This is a genomic window from Pseudomonas sp. FSL R10-0056 (genome assembly GCF_009600105.1).
Classification (GTDB): Bacteria; Pseudomonadota; Gammaproteobacteria; order Pseudomonadales; family Pseudomonadaceae; genus Aquipseudomonas; species Aquipseudomonas bubulae.
Map to the genome: position 1 here is coordinate 1 of NZ_WIWL01000231.1, position 17732 is coordinate 17732.

Below are 17732 nucleotides of genomic sequence, written 5' to 3' on the forward strand. Positions count from 1 at the left end.
GGCGTTCCTCGAGCTGGCGCATGGCCCGGCTCAGGGCCGGTTGCGACATGCCCAGGCGGGCGGCGGCGCGGGTAAAGCTGCGCTCCTGGGCAACCACCGCGAAGATCGCCAGTTGGTCGTAGCTTTCAACCGTCATATCGCCGTCCCTGTGCAGTGGCCCGTCAAACGATGGCGGGGTACTCGGCCAGGGTGTCCGGCCACGGGCTCAGCACCTCAAAGCCGTCGTCAGTCACGGCCACCATATGCTCCCACTGGGCCGACAGCGAGCCATCCCTGGTCACGACAGTCCAGTGGTCAGGCAGCGTCTTCACATGGCGCTTGCCAGCGTTAAGCATCGGTTCGATGGTGAAAATCATGCCGGTCTTGAGCTTCATGCCCTGGCCCGGATAACCGTAGTGCAGCACCTGCGGTTCGTCGTGATAGACCTTGCCGATGCCGTGGCCGCAATACTCGCGTACCACACTGAAGCCTTCTTTCTCGGCCAGGGTCTGGATGGCGTGGCCGATATCGCCCAGGGTTGCGCCCGGGCGGACCATGCGGATCCCGGCACACATGGCGTCGTAGGTGGTTTTCACCAGATGCCGGGCTGCGGGGCTTGGCTCGCCGACAAAGTACATGCGGCTGGTATCGCCGAACCAGCCATCCTTGACCACGGCGATATCGATATTGACGATATCGCCGTCGCGCAGCACGCGGTTGGACGGGATGCCGTGACATACCACTTCATTGACCGAAGCACATACGGTTTTGGGGAAACCGTGATAGCCCACGTTGCCGGGGATGGCCTTTTGCACGTTGACGATGTAATCGTGGCAGATCCGGTCGAGCTGGTCGGTGGTGACCCCGGCCTTGACGTGCTCGCCGATCATGGCCAGCACTTCGGCGGCCAGCTTGCCCGCGACCTTGGACTGGGCGATTTGCGCCGGGGTGTTGATAACGACGCTGGCCTTCATGAATGTGCTCCGGTTGCGAGGGGGGTGTCTTGCAGTGCCACATTCAAGTCCAGGCCGCCAGCCTGCTCGGCCCGCACCAGCAGGCGGCAGATCTGGTTGTGATCAAGGTTGGGGTGCAGTTCGGACAGCATGCCAATGCGCATCCAGTGCTCGGCTTGTGCATTGATCGAGCGGCTCAGCGCGTTGCTGGCGACCCGCAGGTTTTCGTGCATCTGCTCGGATATCTTGACGATGCCCATCAGCGTTCCAATATGAAATGCATATGGAACGTATATTAGGCGAGAGCTGCTCGTGATCGCAAGCTGTAGCGGTTTTCAATCGTGTAGAAACTCTGTTTCCGGTCAAGGTCTCCCTGTGGGAGCGGGCTTGCTCGCGATGCATGCGGCGCGGTCTGTCAGGTAAACCGCGTCAATTTCATCGCGAGCAAGCCCGCTCCCACAAAGTACTGCGGTTATTGGAGAGTTAATCAGCGCCACAAGTTGACTTTGGCCAGGTCGATCAGCTCCCGGGCGCGGCCGTCCATCACGGTCTTGAGCATAAACAGGCTGAAGCCCTTGGCCTGTTCGAACGTCTTGGTCGGCGGCATGACCAGCTCCTGACGGGCGCTGACCACATCCACCAGCACCGGGCCGTCATGGGCGAAGGCTTCGCGCAGCGCCGCTTCCAGTTCGGATGGATGCTCCACGCGAATCCCTTTAACCCCCATGGCCTGGGCCATTGCCGCAAAGTCCGGATTTTTCAGGTCACAGCCCACATCCGGGAAGCCCGCTGCCTTCATTTCCATTTCGACAAAACCCAGGGTGCCGTTGTTGAGCACGATGACCTTGACCGGCAAGCCCACCTGGCTGAGGGTGAGGAAGTCACCCATCATCATGGTGAAACCACCGTCGCCGGACATCGAGATAACCTGGCGATCCGGGTATGTTGCCTGTGCGCCGATGGCCTGCAGCATGGCATTGGCCATCGAGCCGTGGTTGAACGAGCCGATCAGGCGCCGTTTGCCGTTCATCTTCAAATAGCGGGCTGCCCACGCAGTGGGGGTGCCAACGTCGCAGGTGAAAATCGCATCCTCTGCCGCCAGCTCACTGACCAGCCGGTTGAGGTACTGGGGGTGGATGATAGAGCTGCCAGGGCCACTTTCCGCCAGGGCGTCGAGGTCTTCCCGGGCTTTTTTGTAATCGTCCAGCGCCTGGTCGAGGTGGTCGCGGTCGGGGTTTTGCATCACCTTGGGCAATACGGCCTCAAGCGTCAGCTTCACATCACCGAGCAGCCCCAGTTGCAGCGGGCAGCGATTGCCCAGGGCTTCGGGGCGCAGGTCGATCTGTGCGATATAACTGTGCTCGGGATAGAACTGGCGATAAGGAAAGTTGGTGCCCAGCATCAGCAGGGTGTCGCAGTTCATCATCGCCTTGTAACCCGAGGCGAAGCCGATCAGGCCGGTCATGCCGACGTCATAGGGGTTGTCGTATTCGACATGTTCCTTGCCGCGCAGGGCATGCACGATGGGCGCGTTCAACCGCTCGGCCAGGGCCAGGATTTCGCTATGGGCACCGGCGCAGCCTGCGCCGCACAGCAGTGTGACTTTCTTGCCGTCATTGAGAAACGACGCCAGCCGGTCGATATCGGGCGGGGCGGGACAGACCAGCGGCTGGGCAGGCTTGAGCCATTGCGCCACCTTGGCCTCGGTCGCTTGCAGCGCCACATCCCCCGGAATCACTACCACCGCCACTCCGCGTTTGGCGATGGCTGTGCGCATGGCCCGATGCAAAATCTGCGGCAGTTGCTCAGGGCGGGACACCAGTTCAACGTAGTGGCTGCATTCCTTGAACAGGCTTTCGGGGTGGGTGGCCTGAAAATAGTCGATACCGATTTCGCTGCCGGGGATGTGAGCGGCCAGTGCCAGCACCGGTACTCCGCTGCGATGGGCGTCGAACAGGCCATTGATCAAGTGCAGGTTGCCGGGGCCACAGCTGCCGGCGCAAACCGCCAGCTCGCCGGTCAAATGGGCTTCGGCCCCAGCGGCGAATGCGGCGGACTCCTCGTTGCGCATATGGATCCACTCAATCTGCTCCTGGCGACGCAAGGCGTCGGTAAAGCCATTGAGGGAATCACCCACCACGCCAAATACACGCTTTACGCCGGCTTGCTGCAGGGTTTCGGTGATGAAATCGGCAACCGTTCTGGTCATGGTGCGGGCTCCTCGAAGCAGTAGGGTGGATCAAGCAGGATAGACACTGCATGCGACCTTGCCGGGGATTGAAACGTTCACAGAGCCCGCTCCCACAGAGGCTTGATTGTTTAGCGCCGATGTAACCAAAGGTATAAATCCCTGCATTTAAACAACCCACCCGGGCGTGTGAGGCTGGGTTCCCTTTTTGGCAACGGTTGCAGGTATGAGCAGCATTCAGTGCCCCTGGCAGGCCTTTTGGGCCCTGTTTCACTGCCGTCATGCCCGCCCGCCGGATCTTCATCGTGCCGTCAAATCCTGAATATGTGCGCCCCGGCGCCTGTCTGATACGAACCGATGAGTATTGCCATGAGTGCTGCAACCGCGTTTGCCCCGCTGCAACAAGCCCTGGATTTTCTGGAATTACATCCCCACATCGAGATGTTCGAACTGTTCATCATCGACAATAACGGTGTGCCTCGCGGCAAGTTGCTGCACCGCGACGAGTTGCTGGCGGTCTACGAGAGCGGTCGGCCGCTGCCGAGCACGATTCTGGGCTTGAGCATTAACGGCGACGATGTGGAAAACACCGGCCTGGTGTGGGATGTGGGCGATATCGACTGCCGTGCCTATCCCGTCAGTGGCAGCCTGCAGCCCATGCCGTGGCGCCTGATTCCCACGGCGGCAGTACAGGTCAGCATGCATCCCCAACAGGGCATGCCCGCCACAGTGGCCGACCCCCGGCACTTGCTGGCCAAGGTTATCGACGGCCTCAAGGCCGATGGCTATTACCCGGTGATGGCGGCGGAGCTGGAGTTTTATCTGCTCGATCAGCAGCGCGACAGCAACGGTCGCCCGCAACCGGCCCGTGATGCTGATGGCCAGCGCCCGCGGGCGACCCAGGTTTACGGCTTGCGCGAGCTGGAACAGATCGAGCCGTTTCTGGCCGACTTGTACAGCGCTTGCAAGCTCCAAGGGATACCTGCACGCACGGCGATTTCCGAATATGCGCCGGGGCAGGTGGAAATTACCCTGGAGCATCGCAGTGACGCGCTGCAGGCAATGGACGAAGCGGTGCGCTACAAGCGCCTGGTCAAAGGCGTGGCGCACAAGCACGGGATGGTTGCCTGCTTTATGGCCAAGCCTTTCGATGATCTGGCCGGTACCGGCATGCACATGCATGTGAGCCTGGCCGACAAGGACGGCAACAACCTGTTTGCCAGCGAGGCAGCGGACGGTACGCCGTTACTCAGGCAGGCGGTGGGCGGAATGCTCAGCACTTTGCTCGATTCACTGTTGATGTTTTGCCCCAATGCCAACTCCTACCGCCGATTCCAGAGCAACAGTTATGCGCCGCTGGCCGCTACCTGGGGCGTGGACAACCGTACGGTGAGCCTGCGGGTGCCCGGTGGTCCGGCGTTTTCACGGCATATCGAACACCGCATATGTGGTGCCGATGCCAATCCGTACCTGGCCGCGGCAGCTATTCTGGCCGGAATCCATCGTGGCATTCGCGAGCAACTCGACCCGGGTGCGCCGGTCGAAGGCAATGGCTATGCCCAGGCCAGCGAGCGGTTGCCGACCGACTGGCTGACCACCTTGCGGGCGTTGCAGGCTTCGGAGTGGGCAAAAGAAGCCTTCGGTCCGGAGTTTCTCAAGGTCTACCTGGCCGTGAAAAACGCGGAATACCGTCAATTCATGGGCGAAGTGGGCGAGCAGGACTGGCGCTGGTATTTGCAGCAGGCGTGACCCGCCTGTTTTCATGGTTTTGTGACAATTTTTTCACTGGTGCCCCGATAATCTCTGCGTTGATCATCATCAAACACAAGAGTTCGCGGGCCCATGTCATCGCAGCCACCTTCCACCCCTATAGAGCATGAGCTCGCCGAGCAGTTTGACCGCGAGCATGCGAAGGTTTGCCTGCAAGTACAGCCCCAAGGGCTTGCCCGCAGGTTCGTGTTGTGGCGCGAGCGGCGCCTGGTGCGCCGGGCGCTCAAGGTTGCGGGCGAGCCTGGACTGATCCTGGATCTGGCTTGCGGAGCCGGGCGTTTCTGGCCGATTTTGGCCGAGCATGGCAATCGGGTGATCCTGGCCTGCGACTCGTCGCAGGCCATGCTCGATCACGCACAAACCCACCATCCCGCCGGCCTGCTGGCGCGCATCAAACTGTTTCAAAGCTCGGTGTTTTCCATCGATATTTCGGAAAACGCCGTGGACTGCATTTTTTGCATGCAGTTGTTCCACCATGTGCGCGACAGCGATCATCGCCAGGCCATTTTGCGCGAGCTGCACAGGGTCAGTCGTGACGGCCTGATCCTTTCTGTGCCCCTTGGTCGTACGGCGGAGCAGGGCTGTGACCCGCTCCGTATCGTGGTGAACAAGGACGAAATTGAAGGTCAATTTGAGCGGGCAGGCTTCAGTATCCTCAAACAGTACGAAGTGCTGCCCGGTTGTGGCATGGGCAGCATCTACATCTTGCGCAAGGACATTTAGTCCAGGGCCTTGAGCACCTCGTATGCCAACTTGACCCGTGCGTCGTTGGGGTAGTTCTTGTTGGCCAGAATGACGATCGATTTTTGCTTGGCAGGCACAAACACTGCGTAGGCACCAAAGCCGCCGGTTGAGCCGGTCTTGTTGACCCATACCGCCTGTTGTGGGGCCAGAGGCGGATTCAGGGCGATGGCGTCATTGTTTTCATAGGCCATGTTGTTCGAGTTGCCTTCCAACAGCGATTTGAGCTCGACAGGGTAAGGGTACTGTTCCCAGATCAGATCCTGCGTCATGGGCCCCACGCGGAAATAACCGGTGTGCGTGTCAGCCAGAGCCTTGCGAATCTGCGGGCTGGTTTCGCCCTGGCCCAGGTTGAGCTCGGTAAAGTGGATCAGGTCGCGGGCGCTGGTTTTCACGCCATAGGCTTCATTGCCGAGCACGCCGGAGTTAAGCCTGACCGGTGCATCCTGCTTGTCGTAGCCCTGGGCATACAACGTCATTTTGCTGGCGGGCACGGTGTAGTAGGTGTTGTGCAGCCCCAGTGCCGGGAACAGTTGTTGCTCCATTGCCTGGGTGAACGGCAGGTTCAGGCTTTTGGCGGCAATCACGCCGAGCATGCCGATGCTTGGATTGGCGTAGCTGCGCTGGGTGCCCATCGGGTAGGCGGGTTTCCAGCGTTTGAGGTAATCCATCAACTGGCGCTCGTCCTGCACGCTGTCCGGCAGCTGCAAAGGGAAGCCGCCTGCAGTATGGGTGGCCAGATGGGCCAGGGTTACCTTGCCAAAGGGTGTGCCTTCAAGTTCCGGCTCGTATTTGCCGACGGTATCGAACAGCGAAAGCTTGCCCTGGGCCTGAGCATAAGTGGCCAGGGTTGCGGTAAACAGTTTGCTGACCGAGCCAACCTCGAACAGTGTGTCGGGGGTCACTGGCTCTTTACTGGCCTTAGACGCGACACCGAAGCTGTAAAAGTGTTGCTTGCCGTTAGCGCTCACGGCGATGACCAGGCCGGGCACGGCGTATTCTTGCATTACGTGCCTGGCGCCGTTTTGCACCACTGCATCCAGGTCAGAACCCTTTGCCAGTGCACTACTGGAAAAAGAGCAAAGGCCTATCAGCGAAAGTGCCAGTGCTGACAGTTTGCAGGTCATTTTCATGGGGTATCCTCGGTTTTTAGTGCGCAAATCTACTCGTGCCCGCTCACAGTGGCCCGACTGGCTTGTCACATAATGTGTTGTAACAAATCTTCAATGGCGTTGAGCCAGGCAATTTATAGAGGAAATCACTCTATGGATGCGGGTTTTATATGGAAGTTTCGTAGGTTTTTTCGCGCACAACATGACGAGGCAATGTCCGGTAATCCCTGGCGGCGATATATACTGCGCGCCATTCTTCAAGGGAGAGCCGTGTGGCCATCGATATTCACTGGATTCGCGACAACGATAGCCTCGGCCAGCATTGCGCCGAATGGCAACAATTGCCGTTCGTAGCCCTCGACACCGAATTTATGCGGGTCGACACCTTTTACCCGATTGCCGGCCTGATCCAGATTGGCGACGGCACGCGGGCGTACCTGATCGACCCGTTGACCATCGACAACTGGCAGCCCCTGGCCGACCTGCTGGAAAACCAGGCGGTGGTCAAAGTGCTGCATGCCTGCAGTGAAGACCTTGAGGTTTTACTGCGCCTGACCGGCAGCCTGCCGGTGCCACTGTTCGACACCCAACTGGCAGCCGCCTATCTGAACCTGGGCTTCTCCATGGGCTATTCGCGCCTGGTCAAGGAAGTCCTGGATATCGATCTGCCCAAGGGCGAGACCCGCTCCGACTGGTTGCAGCGTCCGTTGTCGGAAACCCAGATCAGCTACGCCGCCGAAGATGCCGTGCACCTGGCTGAAGTCTACAAGTTGCTGCATCCGCGCCTGTCGGCGGAAAAGTACCGCTGGGTGCTGGAAGATGGCGCCGAACTGGTCGCCAACCTGCGCCGCGAAACAGATCCTTACGAGGTGTACCGCGAAGCCAAGCTGGCGTGGAAGCTGTCACGGGCCCAACTGGCGGTATTGCGTGAAATCTGCGCCTGGCGCGAGCACGAAGCCCGTGCCCGGGACCTGCCGCGCAACCGCGTGATACGCGAGCATGCATTGTGGCCTCTGGCCAAAACCCAGCCTGATAACCTGGTGGCACTGGCGCGCATTGAAGACATGCACCCGCGCACCGTGCGTCAGGACGGTGAGTTTTTGCTTGATCTGATCAAGCGTGCTGGCAGTCTGCCGCCGGAACAATGGCCGCCCGCCGTGCCCGAGCCGTTGCCGGTTGAAGCCGCGTTGCTGATCAAGCGTCTGCGTGCCATCGGCCAGGCTGAAGCTGAGCGCCTGAACATTGCGCCGGAACTGATGCTGCGTAAGAAAACCCTGGAAGCCCTGCTTAAAAGCGGCTTCCCCAATGGCCCTTATCAATTGCCGGAATCACTGCGCGGCTGGCGCCGTGAGTTGATGGGCCAGGCCTTGCTCGATTGCCTGGCCACCGCTGGAGAACTGTCTTGAAACGTATTTGCTCGATCTACCGCAGCACCAAACGCAACGAAATGTACCTGTATGTACTCAAGGCCGATGCCCTGGAGCGCGTGCCGGAACCGCTGATGCTGGCTTTTGGCAAGCCGATCCACGCCTTTGATCTGGTGCTGACGCCCGAGCGCAAGCTGTCGCGCGAAGACATCACCAAGGTTCTGGAAAACCTCGAGAGCCAGGGCTATCACCTGCAAATGCCGCCGGCCGAAGACGAATACATCGAGCACTTGCCTGAAGAGCTGTTGCGTCGCAACGACCCGATGTAAGTGCGGCGCCAGGTGCCCGGTTCCGGGCGCCTGTCTGAAACGGACTCATTTTGATTGGCGCTGGCCGAACGCGACGGGGCAAACCTCGGCGACGGGCGCTGGCAGTGTTTTGGAAAGGTTAGAAACATGCGCGTCCTGATTGCCGAGCACGATTACCCGCTGTACACCCAACTGCTGCAGCGCCTCGCCCCGGATCTGCAACTGCAGTCCAGCGGCGATTCCGAGGAACTGTCGCGCATGGCCGGTGAATGCCCGGTGTGGCTGGGCCAGCCGGACCTGCTGGCGACCCTGCTGCGCCAGGGCCACAAGCCTGCTTGGTTGCAGTCGACCTGGGCGGGCATCACACCGTTGTTGGCCGAAGGTCTCAAGCGTGACTATCGACTGACCCGCGCCGTGGGTATTTTTGGTCAGGTGATGGCTGAATACGTTCTGACCTACATGCTCGGCCACGAGCGTGAAGTCATGGCCCGGCTGGTCAGCCAGGTCGAGCGCAAGTGGGATAACCGCATGGGCCAGAGCCTGGTCGGGCGTAAGGTGCTGATCGTCGGGGCCGGGGATATTGGCCAGACCGTGGCGCAGTTTCTGCTACCTTTTGGCGTTGAGTTGCATGCCATCGCCACAACCGCCCGCGAGCTGGCACCGTTCAAGGAAGTGGGTGTGCTGAGCGACTTGCCGCGCCTGGTGGGGCAGGTGGATTACGTGATCAACCTGTTGCCCAACACCCCGGACACCCATGATGTGTACGATGCCGAGCTGTTTGCGCAGTTCAATCCCAATGCCGTATTCATCAATGCCGGGCGCGGTGTGTCCGTGGTTGATGCCGATCTGGTCGAGGCTTTGCGCGTGGGGCATCTGGCGGGCGCGGTGATTGACGTCTGTCGTCAGGAGCCGTTGCCGGCCAAGCATCCGTTCTGGACGGCCTGGGGCTTGCTGTTGACCGGGCACAGCTCGGCGCCGACCTCGCCACCGATGATGGCCCAGCTGTTTGTCGACAATTTGCGTGCGTATCAGGCGGGTGAGGCATTGCGTGGCGAAGTGGATTTCGACCGCGGTTACTGATCCTGTAGATACTCTGTTGCCGGTCAAACCACTCCTGTGGGAGCGAGCCTGCTCGCGAAGGCCATTCGCGAGCAGGCTCGCTCCCAAAGATGAAGTATTTCTGTAGCCGGGTTACAGGCTGAAATCGCCTTCAGCCACCAGCTTGCTCAGCGGTTCGCGCTGGCTTGGCACTTCCTTGGCTTGCAGGTAATCCACCAGGCTCGACTTGTCACCGATCTTGCCGATCGCAACCATTGCCTGGACCTGGTAGCCCTCAGGGATTTTCAGCTCCTGGCGCGCCCGTTCAAAATCCAGACCGCTCATGCCGTGGGTGTGCCAGCCGCTCAGGTGAGCCTGCAGGGCCAGGTGGCCCCAGGCGGCGCCAGTGTCGAAGGCGTGGGTCGGTGCGGGTTTTTCTTCGGTGGTGCCCGGTGCCGCGAAGGTGGTCTTGGACACAATCACCACCAGCGCGGCAGCATGCTTGGCCCAACCCTGGTTGAACTCCACCAGCAGGCTCAGGTAACGGTCGAACTCCGGGGTGCCGCGCAGGGCGAACAGAAAGCGCCAGGGTTGTGCGTTGTAGGCCGACGGTGCCCAGCGTGCCGCCTCAAAAAAGCTCAGCAGGGTGGCTTTGTCGATGGTCGCATCGGTAAAGGCGCGGGGCGACCAGCGCTGGGTAAATTGCTCGTGAATGCTGTGATCGGCTTTACGGCTGCTAGCAGGCATGGCGGTTTCCTGAGGTAAATGTAACGGCTCAATTCAGGGGCTAAAACTACTGGGATGCCGTCAAGCTGACAAGTCTGACGACAAGCCCTTGGCCCGCGGGGTCTTGGGCACTAGACTGGCGGCCCTTTCCACTCCCTGATGTTGATGTTTGAACCATGGCCGCAATCGTTGAACCGTTCTGGATCCGCAAAACCCTCGATCAACTTGATCAGGAGGAATGGGAGTCGCTGTGCGACGGCTGCGGATTGTGCTGCTTGCAAAAGCTCGAAGATGAAGACGACAACAGCGTCTACTACACGCGCATCGCCTGCAAACTGCTCGATCTGAAAACCTGCCAGTGCACCGACTACCCTAATCGTCGTGATTCAGTCCCTGACTGCATTCAGCTGTCGCCGGGCAAGGCCGAAGAGTTCAAGTGGCTGCCGCCGACTTGCGGCTACCGGCTGGTGAGCGAGCGCAAGGACTTGCCGCTGTGGCATCACCTGGTGTGTGGCGACCCGGACGCTGTCCACCATGAGCGCATTTCACAGTCCGGGCGCATGCTGGCCGAAGGCAGCGTGCCTGAAGATGACTGGGAAGATCATTTGATTTTCCGCGCCGGTTAAGTGCCGGAGCGGTTTGCAAGGAGTGTGTATGCCGCTCCGTTATCGATTGCCCCTGGGTTTGCTGCTGTTGCTGGCGGCGGGCCCGCTGTGGGCTGGGCAAAAAGTGGCGCTCGATTACCACGTACAGTTGTTGCCCAAAAGCGATCAGGCCGAGGTGCGGATCACCCTGGCCGAGGGTTCTGCTGTGCGCAGCCTGGATTTCGACCTGGGCGCGCCGGGCAGTTACAGCGACTTCAAGGCCGACGGGCAATGGCAACTGAGCCCCGACCCGGTCCATAGCCGGGGCCTGTGGCATCCGCCAGCGGGCAGTGCCAGCCTGAGTTACCGCGTCCGCCTGAACCAGCCGCGCAAGAACGGCACGTACGACACCCGGATCACGCCTGACTGGGCGTTGTTTCGCGGTGAACAACTGATCCCGCCTGCCAGCCTCGATCAGCAGGATGGGGTCGAGCTGGTGTCGCGGCTTGAATTCGAACTGCCCAAAGGCTGGAAAAGCGTTGAAACCGCCTGGCCGCGTATCGGTAAAAACCGCTTTCGTATCGATGATGTGTCGCGTCTGTTTGATCGCCCCACCGGCTGGATGCTCGCGGGTAACCTGGGCAGCCGCCGCACCACCCTGGGCGAAACCGAGGTCACGGTGAGCGCACCCAAGGGGCAGGGCATGCACCGCATGGATGTGCTGACCCTGTTGACCTTTGTGTGGCCGCAGGTGCAGGCGGTGTTCCCGCGCAACCCGCCCAAGCTGCTGATCGTCGGCGCGGGCAGCCCGATGTGGAAAGGCAGTGCAGCGGGGCGCAACTCGATCTACCTCTATAGCGGTTTGCCGCTGGTCAGCGAGAGCGGTTCAAGTCCGTTGTTGCGCGAAGTGGTGCAGTTGTTCAGCGGCATCAACGATGAGCCGGGGCATGACTGGATCGGCGAGGGCCTTGGCGAGTACTACGCCATCGAACTGCTGCGCCGCGCCGGCGGCATGAGTGATGAGCGTTACCAGACCCTGCAGCACAAGCTCAACGCTGCCGGTAAAAACGTGACCCGCCTGCGCGGTGAACAGGCAAACGCGGCCATGGTTGCGCGGGCAGTCACGCTGTTGCAGGCACTGGACCGTGAAATCCGTTTGCAGACCCACAGCAAGCGCTCGCTGGATGATGTCAGCCAGGCGCTGATGCGCATGGACAAGGTCAATACCGCGAGCTTTATCCAGCTGAGCGAAAGCGTGCTGGGCGGCGCCTCCGAGGTACTGGACAGCCCTCTGTTGCGCTGATCCTAACCCACATGTAGCAACTGCCGAGGGACGAAGGCTGCGTCCGGCGGCGTAGCCGTCGTCAATTTGGCCAATGCGGTTTGTCAGTTACGCCGCATCTAGATGATTTACGACCGCTTCGCGCTCGAACGCAGCCGCGTTCCTTCGCCAGCTGCTACGGCAGGCATGGCTGCTTTTTTACACCTTCTTTACGCCCGCGCATCCCTCTCGATCTCGATCCTTTACGCCCTGATTCCCCACACTCTCTTCCTACGCGGCAGGTGCCGCCTGGGGAGAGTTGTCATGGGCATTCTGGATGGGGTGTCGCTGCTGCTGGCAGTGGCGCTGTTCGTTTATCTGCTGGTTGCGCTGTTGCGCGCAGACCGGAACTAGGAGCGGGTATGCACAGTTATGACTATGGGCTGATGCTTGCCTTTTTTGCCCTGGTGCTGTTGCCCGCACCCTGGCTGGGGCGTTTTTACTACAAGGTGATGGAGGGCCGGCGGACCTGGCTGAGCCCGGTATTGGGGCCCGTCGAAAAGGTCTGCTACCGCATCGCCGGGGTTGACCCGGGCAGTGAGCAAAGCTGGCAGAAGTACACCCTGGCCCTGCTGGTTTTCAACCTGACAGGCTTTGTGTTGTTGTTCGCCATTTTGCTGTTTCAGTCGTACTTGCCACTCAACCCCCAGCAGTTGCCGGGGCAGGAGTGGACGCAAGCGTTCAATACCGCGGTGAGTTTTGTCACCAACACCAACTGGCAGAGCTACAGCGGTGAAGCCAGCCTGAGCTATTTCAGCCAGATGGCCGGGCTGACCGTGCAGAATTTTGTCAGCGCCGCCACCGGCCTGGCCGTGCTGGTCGCCTTGTGCCGTGGTATCAGCCGCCGCTCGGCGCACACGCTGGGCAACTTCTGGGTCGACATGACCCGCGCCACGCTCTATGGCCTGCTGCCGTTGTGCCTGGTGCTGGCGTTGCTGCTGGTGTGGCAGGGCGTGCCGCAAACCTTTGCCCATTACGTCAATGCCGTAACCCTGCAAGGTGCCGATCAAGTAATCCCGCTGGGTCCAGCTGCCAGCCAGATTGCGATCAAGCAACTGGGCACCAACGGCGGCGGCTTTTTCGGCGTGAACTCGGCGCACCCGTTCGAAAACCCGAGCGCCTGGAGCAATTTGTTCGAAATGGCCTCGATTATTCTGATCCCGGTGGCGTTGGTGTTCACCTTCGGCCATTACGTCAAGGACCTGCGTCAGAGCCGCGCAATCATCGCCTGTATGTTGGCCTTGTTCCTGATCGGCGGCGGCACGGCGCTGTATGCCGAATACCAGCCGAACCCGGCGCTCAACAGCCCGCTGGTCGAGCAGAGCGCACCGCTGGAAGGCAAGGAAGTCCGCTTCGGCACCACCGGCAGTGTGCTGTGGACCGAAACCACGACCTCAGCCTCCAACGGCTCGGTCAACGCCATGCACGACAGCCTCAACCCGCTGACCGGGATGGTGGCACTGCTCAACATGATGGTCGGCGAAGTGATCTTCGGTGGCGTCGGTGCCGGGCTCTACGGGATGTTGCTCAACGTGTTGATCGCGGTGTTCCTCGCCGGCCTGATGATCGGCCGCACCCCTGAATACCTCGGTAAAAAGCTGCAGGCCAGGGAAGTCCAGCTGCTGGTGGTGACCTTGCTGGTGATGCCGGTGGGGGTGCTGGTGCTGGGCGCGATTGCCGCCGTACTGCCCAGTGCCGTGGCCTCGGTCAGCAACCCCGGGCCCCATGGTTTCAGCCAGATCCTGTATGCCTTCACCTCGGCCAGTGCCAACAACGGCTCAGCCTTCGCCGGGCTTAACGCCAACACGCCGTTCTACAACCTGATGCTGGGCCTGGGCATGTTGATCGGACGCTTCGGTTACATCCTGCCGGTGCTGGCATTGGCCGGCAGCCTCGCGATCAAGAAAAGCTCGCCGATTGGCCAGGACAGTTTTCCGACCCACGGCCCGCTGTTTGTCGCTCTGCTGACCGTGACCATCTTGCTGGTGGGCGGCCTGACCTTTCTGCCGACCTTGGCCCTTGGCCCCATCGCTGAACAACTGACCCAGGGCTTCTGAGGAGACGAAGATGACTATGCCTGCTCCTGTTTCAAAGTTGACGCCAACGCCTGAAGCCAGGGCTCCCGAGTCGCCGAAGACTTCGTTCGCCGATATCTGGCGTCCGGCGCTGTTGCAAGCATTCGTCAAACTCGACCCGCGCCAGCTGCAACGCTCGCCGGTGATGCTGGTGGTCGAGCTGACCGCGATTTTTACCACGGTGCTGTGTTTTATCCCCGAGCCTGCAGTGCCCACCGGGGTGGCGGTGCAAATCGCTCTGTGGCTGTGGTTTACCGTGCTGTTCGCCAACTTTGCCGAAGCCCTGGCCGAGGGGCGCGGCAAGGCTCGGGCCGATAGCCTCAAAGCTGGCAGTGTGGGCTTGAGTGCGCGTCGGCGCACTGCCACGGGCGGCTTTGAAATCGTCCCGGCCACCCGCCTGCGCAAAGGGGATGTAGTGCGCGTCGAAGCGGGGGAGATGATTCCCGGCGACGGCGAGGTGATTGAAGGGATTGCCGCGGTCAACGAAGCGGCGATTACTGGCGAATCGGCGCCGGTGATCCGTGAGTCGGGCGGTGATCGCTCGGCGGTGACCGGCAATACGCGGCTGGTCAGTGACTGGTTGCTGGTGCAAATCAGCGCCAATCCCGGCGAGTCCACCCTGGATCGTATGATCGCACTGGTCGAAGGGGCAAAGCGGCAGAAAACCCCTAACGAGATTGCCCTGGATATTCTGCTGATCGGCCTGACCCTGATCTTTCTGATCGTGGTCGTGACCTTGCAGCCGTTCGCTTACTTTGCCGGTGGCAGCTTGCCCCTGGTGTTTCTGGTGGCCCTGCTGGTGACGCTGATTCCGACCACCATCGGCGGCTTGTTGTCGGCCATCGGTATTGCCGGCATGGACCGTCTGGTGCGCCTCAACGTGATTGCCAAGTCGGGGCGGGCGGTTGAAGCCGCGGGTGATGTGCATGTGCTGATGCTCGACAAGACCGGCACCATCACCTTCGGCAACCGCCGCTGCACGGCGCTGTATGCCTGCCCCGGCGTGACCGCCAAAGAGCTGGCAGAGGGCGCGTTGCGCGCTTCGCTGGCGGACGAGACGGCAGAGGGCAAGTCCATCGTCGAGTTTGTTCGGGGCCAGCACAGCCTGCCCGAGTTACCCGTGTCGGACTTCACGGCCGTACCCTTTACCGCTGAAACCCGCCTGTCGGGTATCGACCACAACGGTCGGGTGTACCGCAAAGGGGCCGTGGATTCAGTGCTGGCGTTTGTCGGCCTCAAACGCGGCGAGCTGTTGCCGGCCCTGTCCCGGGAAATCGACAAGATCGCCCAGAGCGGCGGCACCCCTTTGCTGGTCTGTGCCCAGGGCAAGCTGCTGGGCGCCATCCACCTCAAGGACGTGGTCAAACCAGGTATTCGCGAGCGTTTTGCCGAGTTGCGCAAGTTGGGCATCCGCACCGTGATGGTGACCGGCGACAACCCGCTGACCGCCGCGGCCATTGCTGCTGAAGCCGGGGTGGATGACGTGCTGGCCGAGGCCACACCGGAGAAAAAACTGGCGCGCATTCGCCATGAGCAAAATGACGGCCGCCTTGTGGCGATGTGCGGTGATGGCGCCAACGACGCTCCGGCCCTGGCCCAGGCCGATGTGGGCATGGCGATGAACGACGGCACCCAGGCGGCCCGTGAAGCCGCGAACATGGTGGATCTGGACAGCGACCCCACCAAGCTGCTGGATGTAGTGCAGATCGGCAAGGAGTTACTGGTGACCCGTGGCGCATTGACCACGTTCTCGATCGCCAACGACGTGGCCAAGTACTTCGCGATTTTGCCGGCGCTGTTTGCTTCGATCTACCCGCAACTGGGCGTGCTCAACGTGATGGGCCTGCAGAGCCCGCAAAGCGCGATTGTGTCAGCCATCGTATTCAACGCGCTGATCATCGTGGTGCTGATCCCGCTGGCATTGCGCGGTGTGCGGGTGCAGGCGGCCAGTGCGGCGCACCTGTTACGCCGCAACCTGCTGATCTATGGCGTGGGCGGGCTGGTGGTGCCGTTTGTGGGCATCAAGCTGATCGACATGCTGCTCACCGCGTTGCATCTGGTTTAAGCATTGGAGGGTTACACCATGAGCACTTTTTTACGTCCGGCCCTGAGCCTGATGCTGTTGATGACCGCCATTACCGGCGTGATCTACCCGCTGACCGTCACCGGCATTGCCCAGCTGGCGTTCCCCGAACAGGCCAATGGCAGCCTGGTCCGTGACAGTGCCGGCAAGGTGCTGGGGTCGGCATTGATTGCGCAGGATTTCAGCGGTGACAGCTGGTTTCACCCACGGCCATCGGCGGGAGCGTTTGCCACCGTGGCCAGTTCGGCCAGCAACCTGGCGCCGAGCAACCCGGCGCTGGCGACACGGGTCAAGGACAGTGCCGCTCAGCTTGCCGTGCCGGGCCAGGGGCCGGTGCCCCTGGCGCTGCTGACCACCTCGGGCAGCGGGCTGGACCCGCACTTGCCACCAGAGGCAATACGCTATCAACTGGTACGGGTAGCTGCCGCTCGCGGCCTGCCGGTACAGGCTGTTGAACAGCTGGTGGCGGAGCATATCGAGCGGCCGCTGGTGGGGCCGCCGGTGGTTAACGTGCTGCTGTTGAACAGCGCATTGGCGCAGTTGAAGAGCCCCTCACCCTGACCCTCTCCCGGAGGGAGAGGGGACTGACCGCACGCGGCTTCAAGAAAACCACATATCAGCTCCCTCTCCCTCCGGGAGAGGGCTGGGGTGAGGGTAAAGCTTTCAGTCACACAATTTATCAGGAACCCCCCATGACTCATTCCGCCCGCGCCGATGCGTTGCTAGCCGATCTACCGCGCGCAGGCCGTGGCCGGCTTAAAGTGTTTCTCGGCGCGGCACCCGGCGTGGGCAAAACCTACGCCATGCTGCAAGCGGCTCATACGCAACTGCGCCAGGGTGTCGAAGTACTGGCCGGGGTGGTCGAAACCCATGGCCGCGCCGAGACCGAGGCCTTGCTCAATGGCTTGCCCCAGCAGCCCATGCTGCGCTCGGATTATCGCGGCGTGCAGCTTGAGGAAATGGACCTCGACGGCCTGCTTGCCGCCAGACCCAAGCTGGTACTGGTCGATGAGCTGGCCCACAGCAATGCCCCCGGCAGCCGTCACGCCAAGCGCTGGCAGGATGTGCAGGAATTGCTCGCGGCCGGGATCGATGTGTACACCACGGTCAACGTCCAGCATCTGGAAAGTCTCAACGATCAGGTGCGCGGCATCACCGGGGTCCAGGTGCGTGAGACCCTGCCGGACTGGGTTGTGCAGGAAGCCTACGAACTGCTGCTGATCGACCTGCCGCCCCGGGAACTGCTGGAGCGGCTGCGCGAGGGCAAGGTGTATGTACCTGAGCAGGCACGGGCAGCGATTGATGCGTTTTTCAGCCAGACCAATCTCAATGCTTTGCGCGAACTGGCAATGCAGACCGCTGCGGTGTATGTCGACGATGAACTGGACAAGGGCTACCGCCAGCAGGGGCAATCGGCCCCGGCGCTGCGCGGGCGTTTGCTGGTGGGGATCGACGGCGATACCCATGCCGAGCGCCTGGTGCGGCAT

The 17732-nt window shown here is 61.2% G+C and carries 17 protein-coding genes and 1 pseudogene; 12 read left to right on the forward strand and 6 right to left on the reverse strand.

Features of this window, described 5'->3' with window-relative positions; all coding sequences use genetic code 11:
- The 4 genes from GHO42_RS23330 to poxB form a co-directional block, all read right to left on the reverse strand.
- On the reverse strand, nucleotides 1–136 hold a 136-nt coding region (locus tag GHO42_RS23330), incomplete at its 3' end, for a LysR family transcriptional regulator (protein WP_153384194.1).
- 25 nt (nucleotides 137–161) lie between these two features.
- Nucleotides 162–953 (reverse strand): type I methionyl aminopeptidase, encoded by a 792-nt coding sequence (gene map / locus GHO42_RS23335; RefSeq protein ID WP_095019350.1) that lies wholly within the window; start codon nucleotides 951–953, stop codon nucleotides 162–164.
- Complete coding sequence (locus GHO42_RS23340) at nucleotides 950–1192, reverse strand: ParD-like family protein (RefSeq protein WP_016780087.1); 243 nt, start codon at nucleotides 1190–1192, stop codon at nucleotides 950–952. The genes map and GHO42_RS23340 overlap by 4 nt, the downstream gene beginning before the upstream one ends.
- 227 nt (nucleotides 1193–1419) lie before the next feature.
- A complete protein-coding gene (gene poxB / locus GHO42_RS23345; protein WP_095002179.1) occupies nucleotides 1420–3141 on the reverse strand; it encodes a ubiquinone-dependent pyruvate dehydrogenase in 1722 nt (573 codons plus the stop codon).
- Between the two features lie 348 nt (nucleotides 3142–3489).
- On the opposite strand from poxB, the gene GHO42_RS23350 reads away from it, so the two are divergent.
- A complete protein-coding gene (locus GHO42_RS23350) occupies nucleotides 3490–4869 on the forward strand; it encodes a glutamine synthetase family protein (protein WP_095002178.1) in 1380 nt (459 codons plus the stop codon).
- A gap of 93 nt (nucleotides 4870–4962) precedes the next feature.
- Nucleotides 4963–5613: a bifunctional 2-polyprenyl-6-hydroxyphenol methylase/3-demethylubiquinol 3-O-methyltransferase UbiG gene (locus GHO42_RS23355; protein WP_153328443.1), complete on the forward strand. Its 651-nt coding sequence runs from the start codon at nucleotides 4963–4965 to the stop codon at nucleotides 5611–5613.
- Here GHO42_RS23355 and ampC read toward each other — a convergent pair.
- Nucleotides 5610–6758 (reverse strand): class C beta-lactamase, encoded by a 1149-nt coding sequence (gene ampC, locus GHO42_RS23360; RefSeq protein WP_371926192.1) that lies wholly within the window; start codon nucleotides 6756–6758, stop codon nucleotides 5610–5612. The genes GHO42_RS23355 and ampC overlap by 4 nt on opposite strands.
- Nucleotides 6759–7015: 257 nt before the next feature.
- Here ampC and rnd point away from each other — a divergent pair, with 257 nt between their 5' ends.
- The 3 genes from rnd to GHO42_RS23375 all read left to right on the forward strand — a co-directional run bounded on the left by rnd (nucleotide 7016) and on the right by GHO42_RS23375 (nucleotide 9498).
- Entirely contained in the window at nucleotides 7016–8149 is a 1134-nt protein-coding gene (gene rnd / locus GHO42_RS23365) for a ribonuclease D (protein ID WP_095002175.1), read from the forward strand.
- Entirely contained in the window at nucleotides 8146–8439 is a 294-nt protein-coding gene (locus GHO42_RS23370) for a YcgL domain-containing protein (protein WP_095002174.1), read from the forward strand. The genes rnd and GHO42_RS23370 overlap by 4 nt, the downstream gene beginning before the upstream one ends.
- Nucleotides 8440–8565: 126 nt before the next feature.
- Complete coding sequence (locus GHO42_RS23375; protein WP_095002173.1) at nucleotides 8566–9498, forward strand: D-2-hydroxyacid dehydrogenase; 933 nt, start codon at nucleotides 8566–8568, stop codon at nucleotides 9496–9498.
- A 111-nt stretch (nucleotides 9499–9609) separates the two neighbouring features.
- Here the strand turns inward: GHO42_RS23375 and GHO42_RS23380 are convergent, their stop codons facing one another.
- Nucleotides 9610–10203 (reverse strand): nitroreductase family protein, encoded by a 594-nt coding sequence (locus GHO42_RS23380; RefSeq protein ID WP_016780095.1) that lies wholly within the window; start codon nucleotides 10201–10203, stop codon nucleotides 9610–9612.
- Nucleotides 10204–10358: 155 nt separating this feature from the next.
- Here GHO42_RS23380 and GHO42_RS23385 point away from each other — a divergent pair, with 155 nt between their 5' ends.
- From GHO42_RS23385 to GHO42_RS23415, 7 genes and pseudogenes are all read left to right on the forward strand, one after another.
- The gene (locus GHO42_RS23385) at nucleotides 10359–10808 is read left to right on the forward strand and encodes a YcgN family cysteine cluster protein (protein WP_016780096.1); all 450 of its coding nucleotides are present in this window, start codon (nucleotides 10359–10361) and stop codon (nucleotides 10806–10808) included.
- A 28-nt stretch (nucleotides 10809–10836) separates the two neighbouring features.
- Nucleotides 10837–12069, forward strand: a complete 1233-nt coding sequence (locus GHO42_RS23390) for a hypothetical protein (RefSeq protein WP_095019345.1) — start codon at nucleotides 10837–10839, stop codon at nucleotides 12067–12069.
- 282 nt (nucleotides 12070–12351) lie between these two features.
- Nucleotides 12352–12441, forward strand: a complete 90-nt coding sequence (gene kdpF / locus GHO42_RS23395) for a K(+)-transporting ATPase subunit F (protein WP_016780098.1) — start codon at nucleotides 12352–12354, stop codon at nucleotides 12439–12441.
- An 8-nt stretch (nucleotides 12442–12449) separates the two neighbouring features.
- Nucleotides 12450–14144: a potassium-transporting ATPase subunit KdpA gene (kdpA, locus tag GHO42_RS23400; protein WP_153328436.1), complete on the forward strand. Its 1695-nt coding sequence runs from the start codon at nucleotides 12450–12452 to the stop codon at nucleotides 14142–14144.
- 10 nt (nucleotides 14145–14154) lie between these two features.
- On the forward strand, nucleotides 14155–16227 hold the full coding sequence (kdpB, locus tag GHO42_RS23405) for a potassium-transporting ATPase subunit KdpB (protein ID WP_153328434.1): 2073 nt from the start codon (nucleotides 14155–14157) through the stop codon (nucleotides 16225–16227).
- 18 nt (nucleotides 16228–16245) lie between these two features.
- Nucleotides 16246–16806, forward strand: a complete 561-nt coding sequence (kdpC, locus tag GHO42_RS23410; protein ID WP_153328432.1) for a potassium-transporting ATPase subunit KdpC — start codon at nucleotides 16246–16248, stop codon at nucleotides 16804–16806.
- A 131-nt stretch (nucleotides 16807–16937) separates the two neighbouring features.
- Nucleotides 16938–17732, forward strand: a pseudogene (locus GHO42_RS23415) (histidine kinase); the annotation flags it as partial.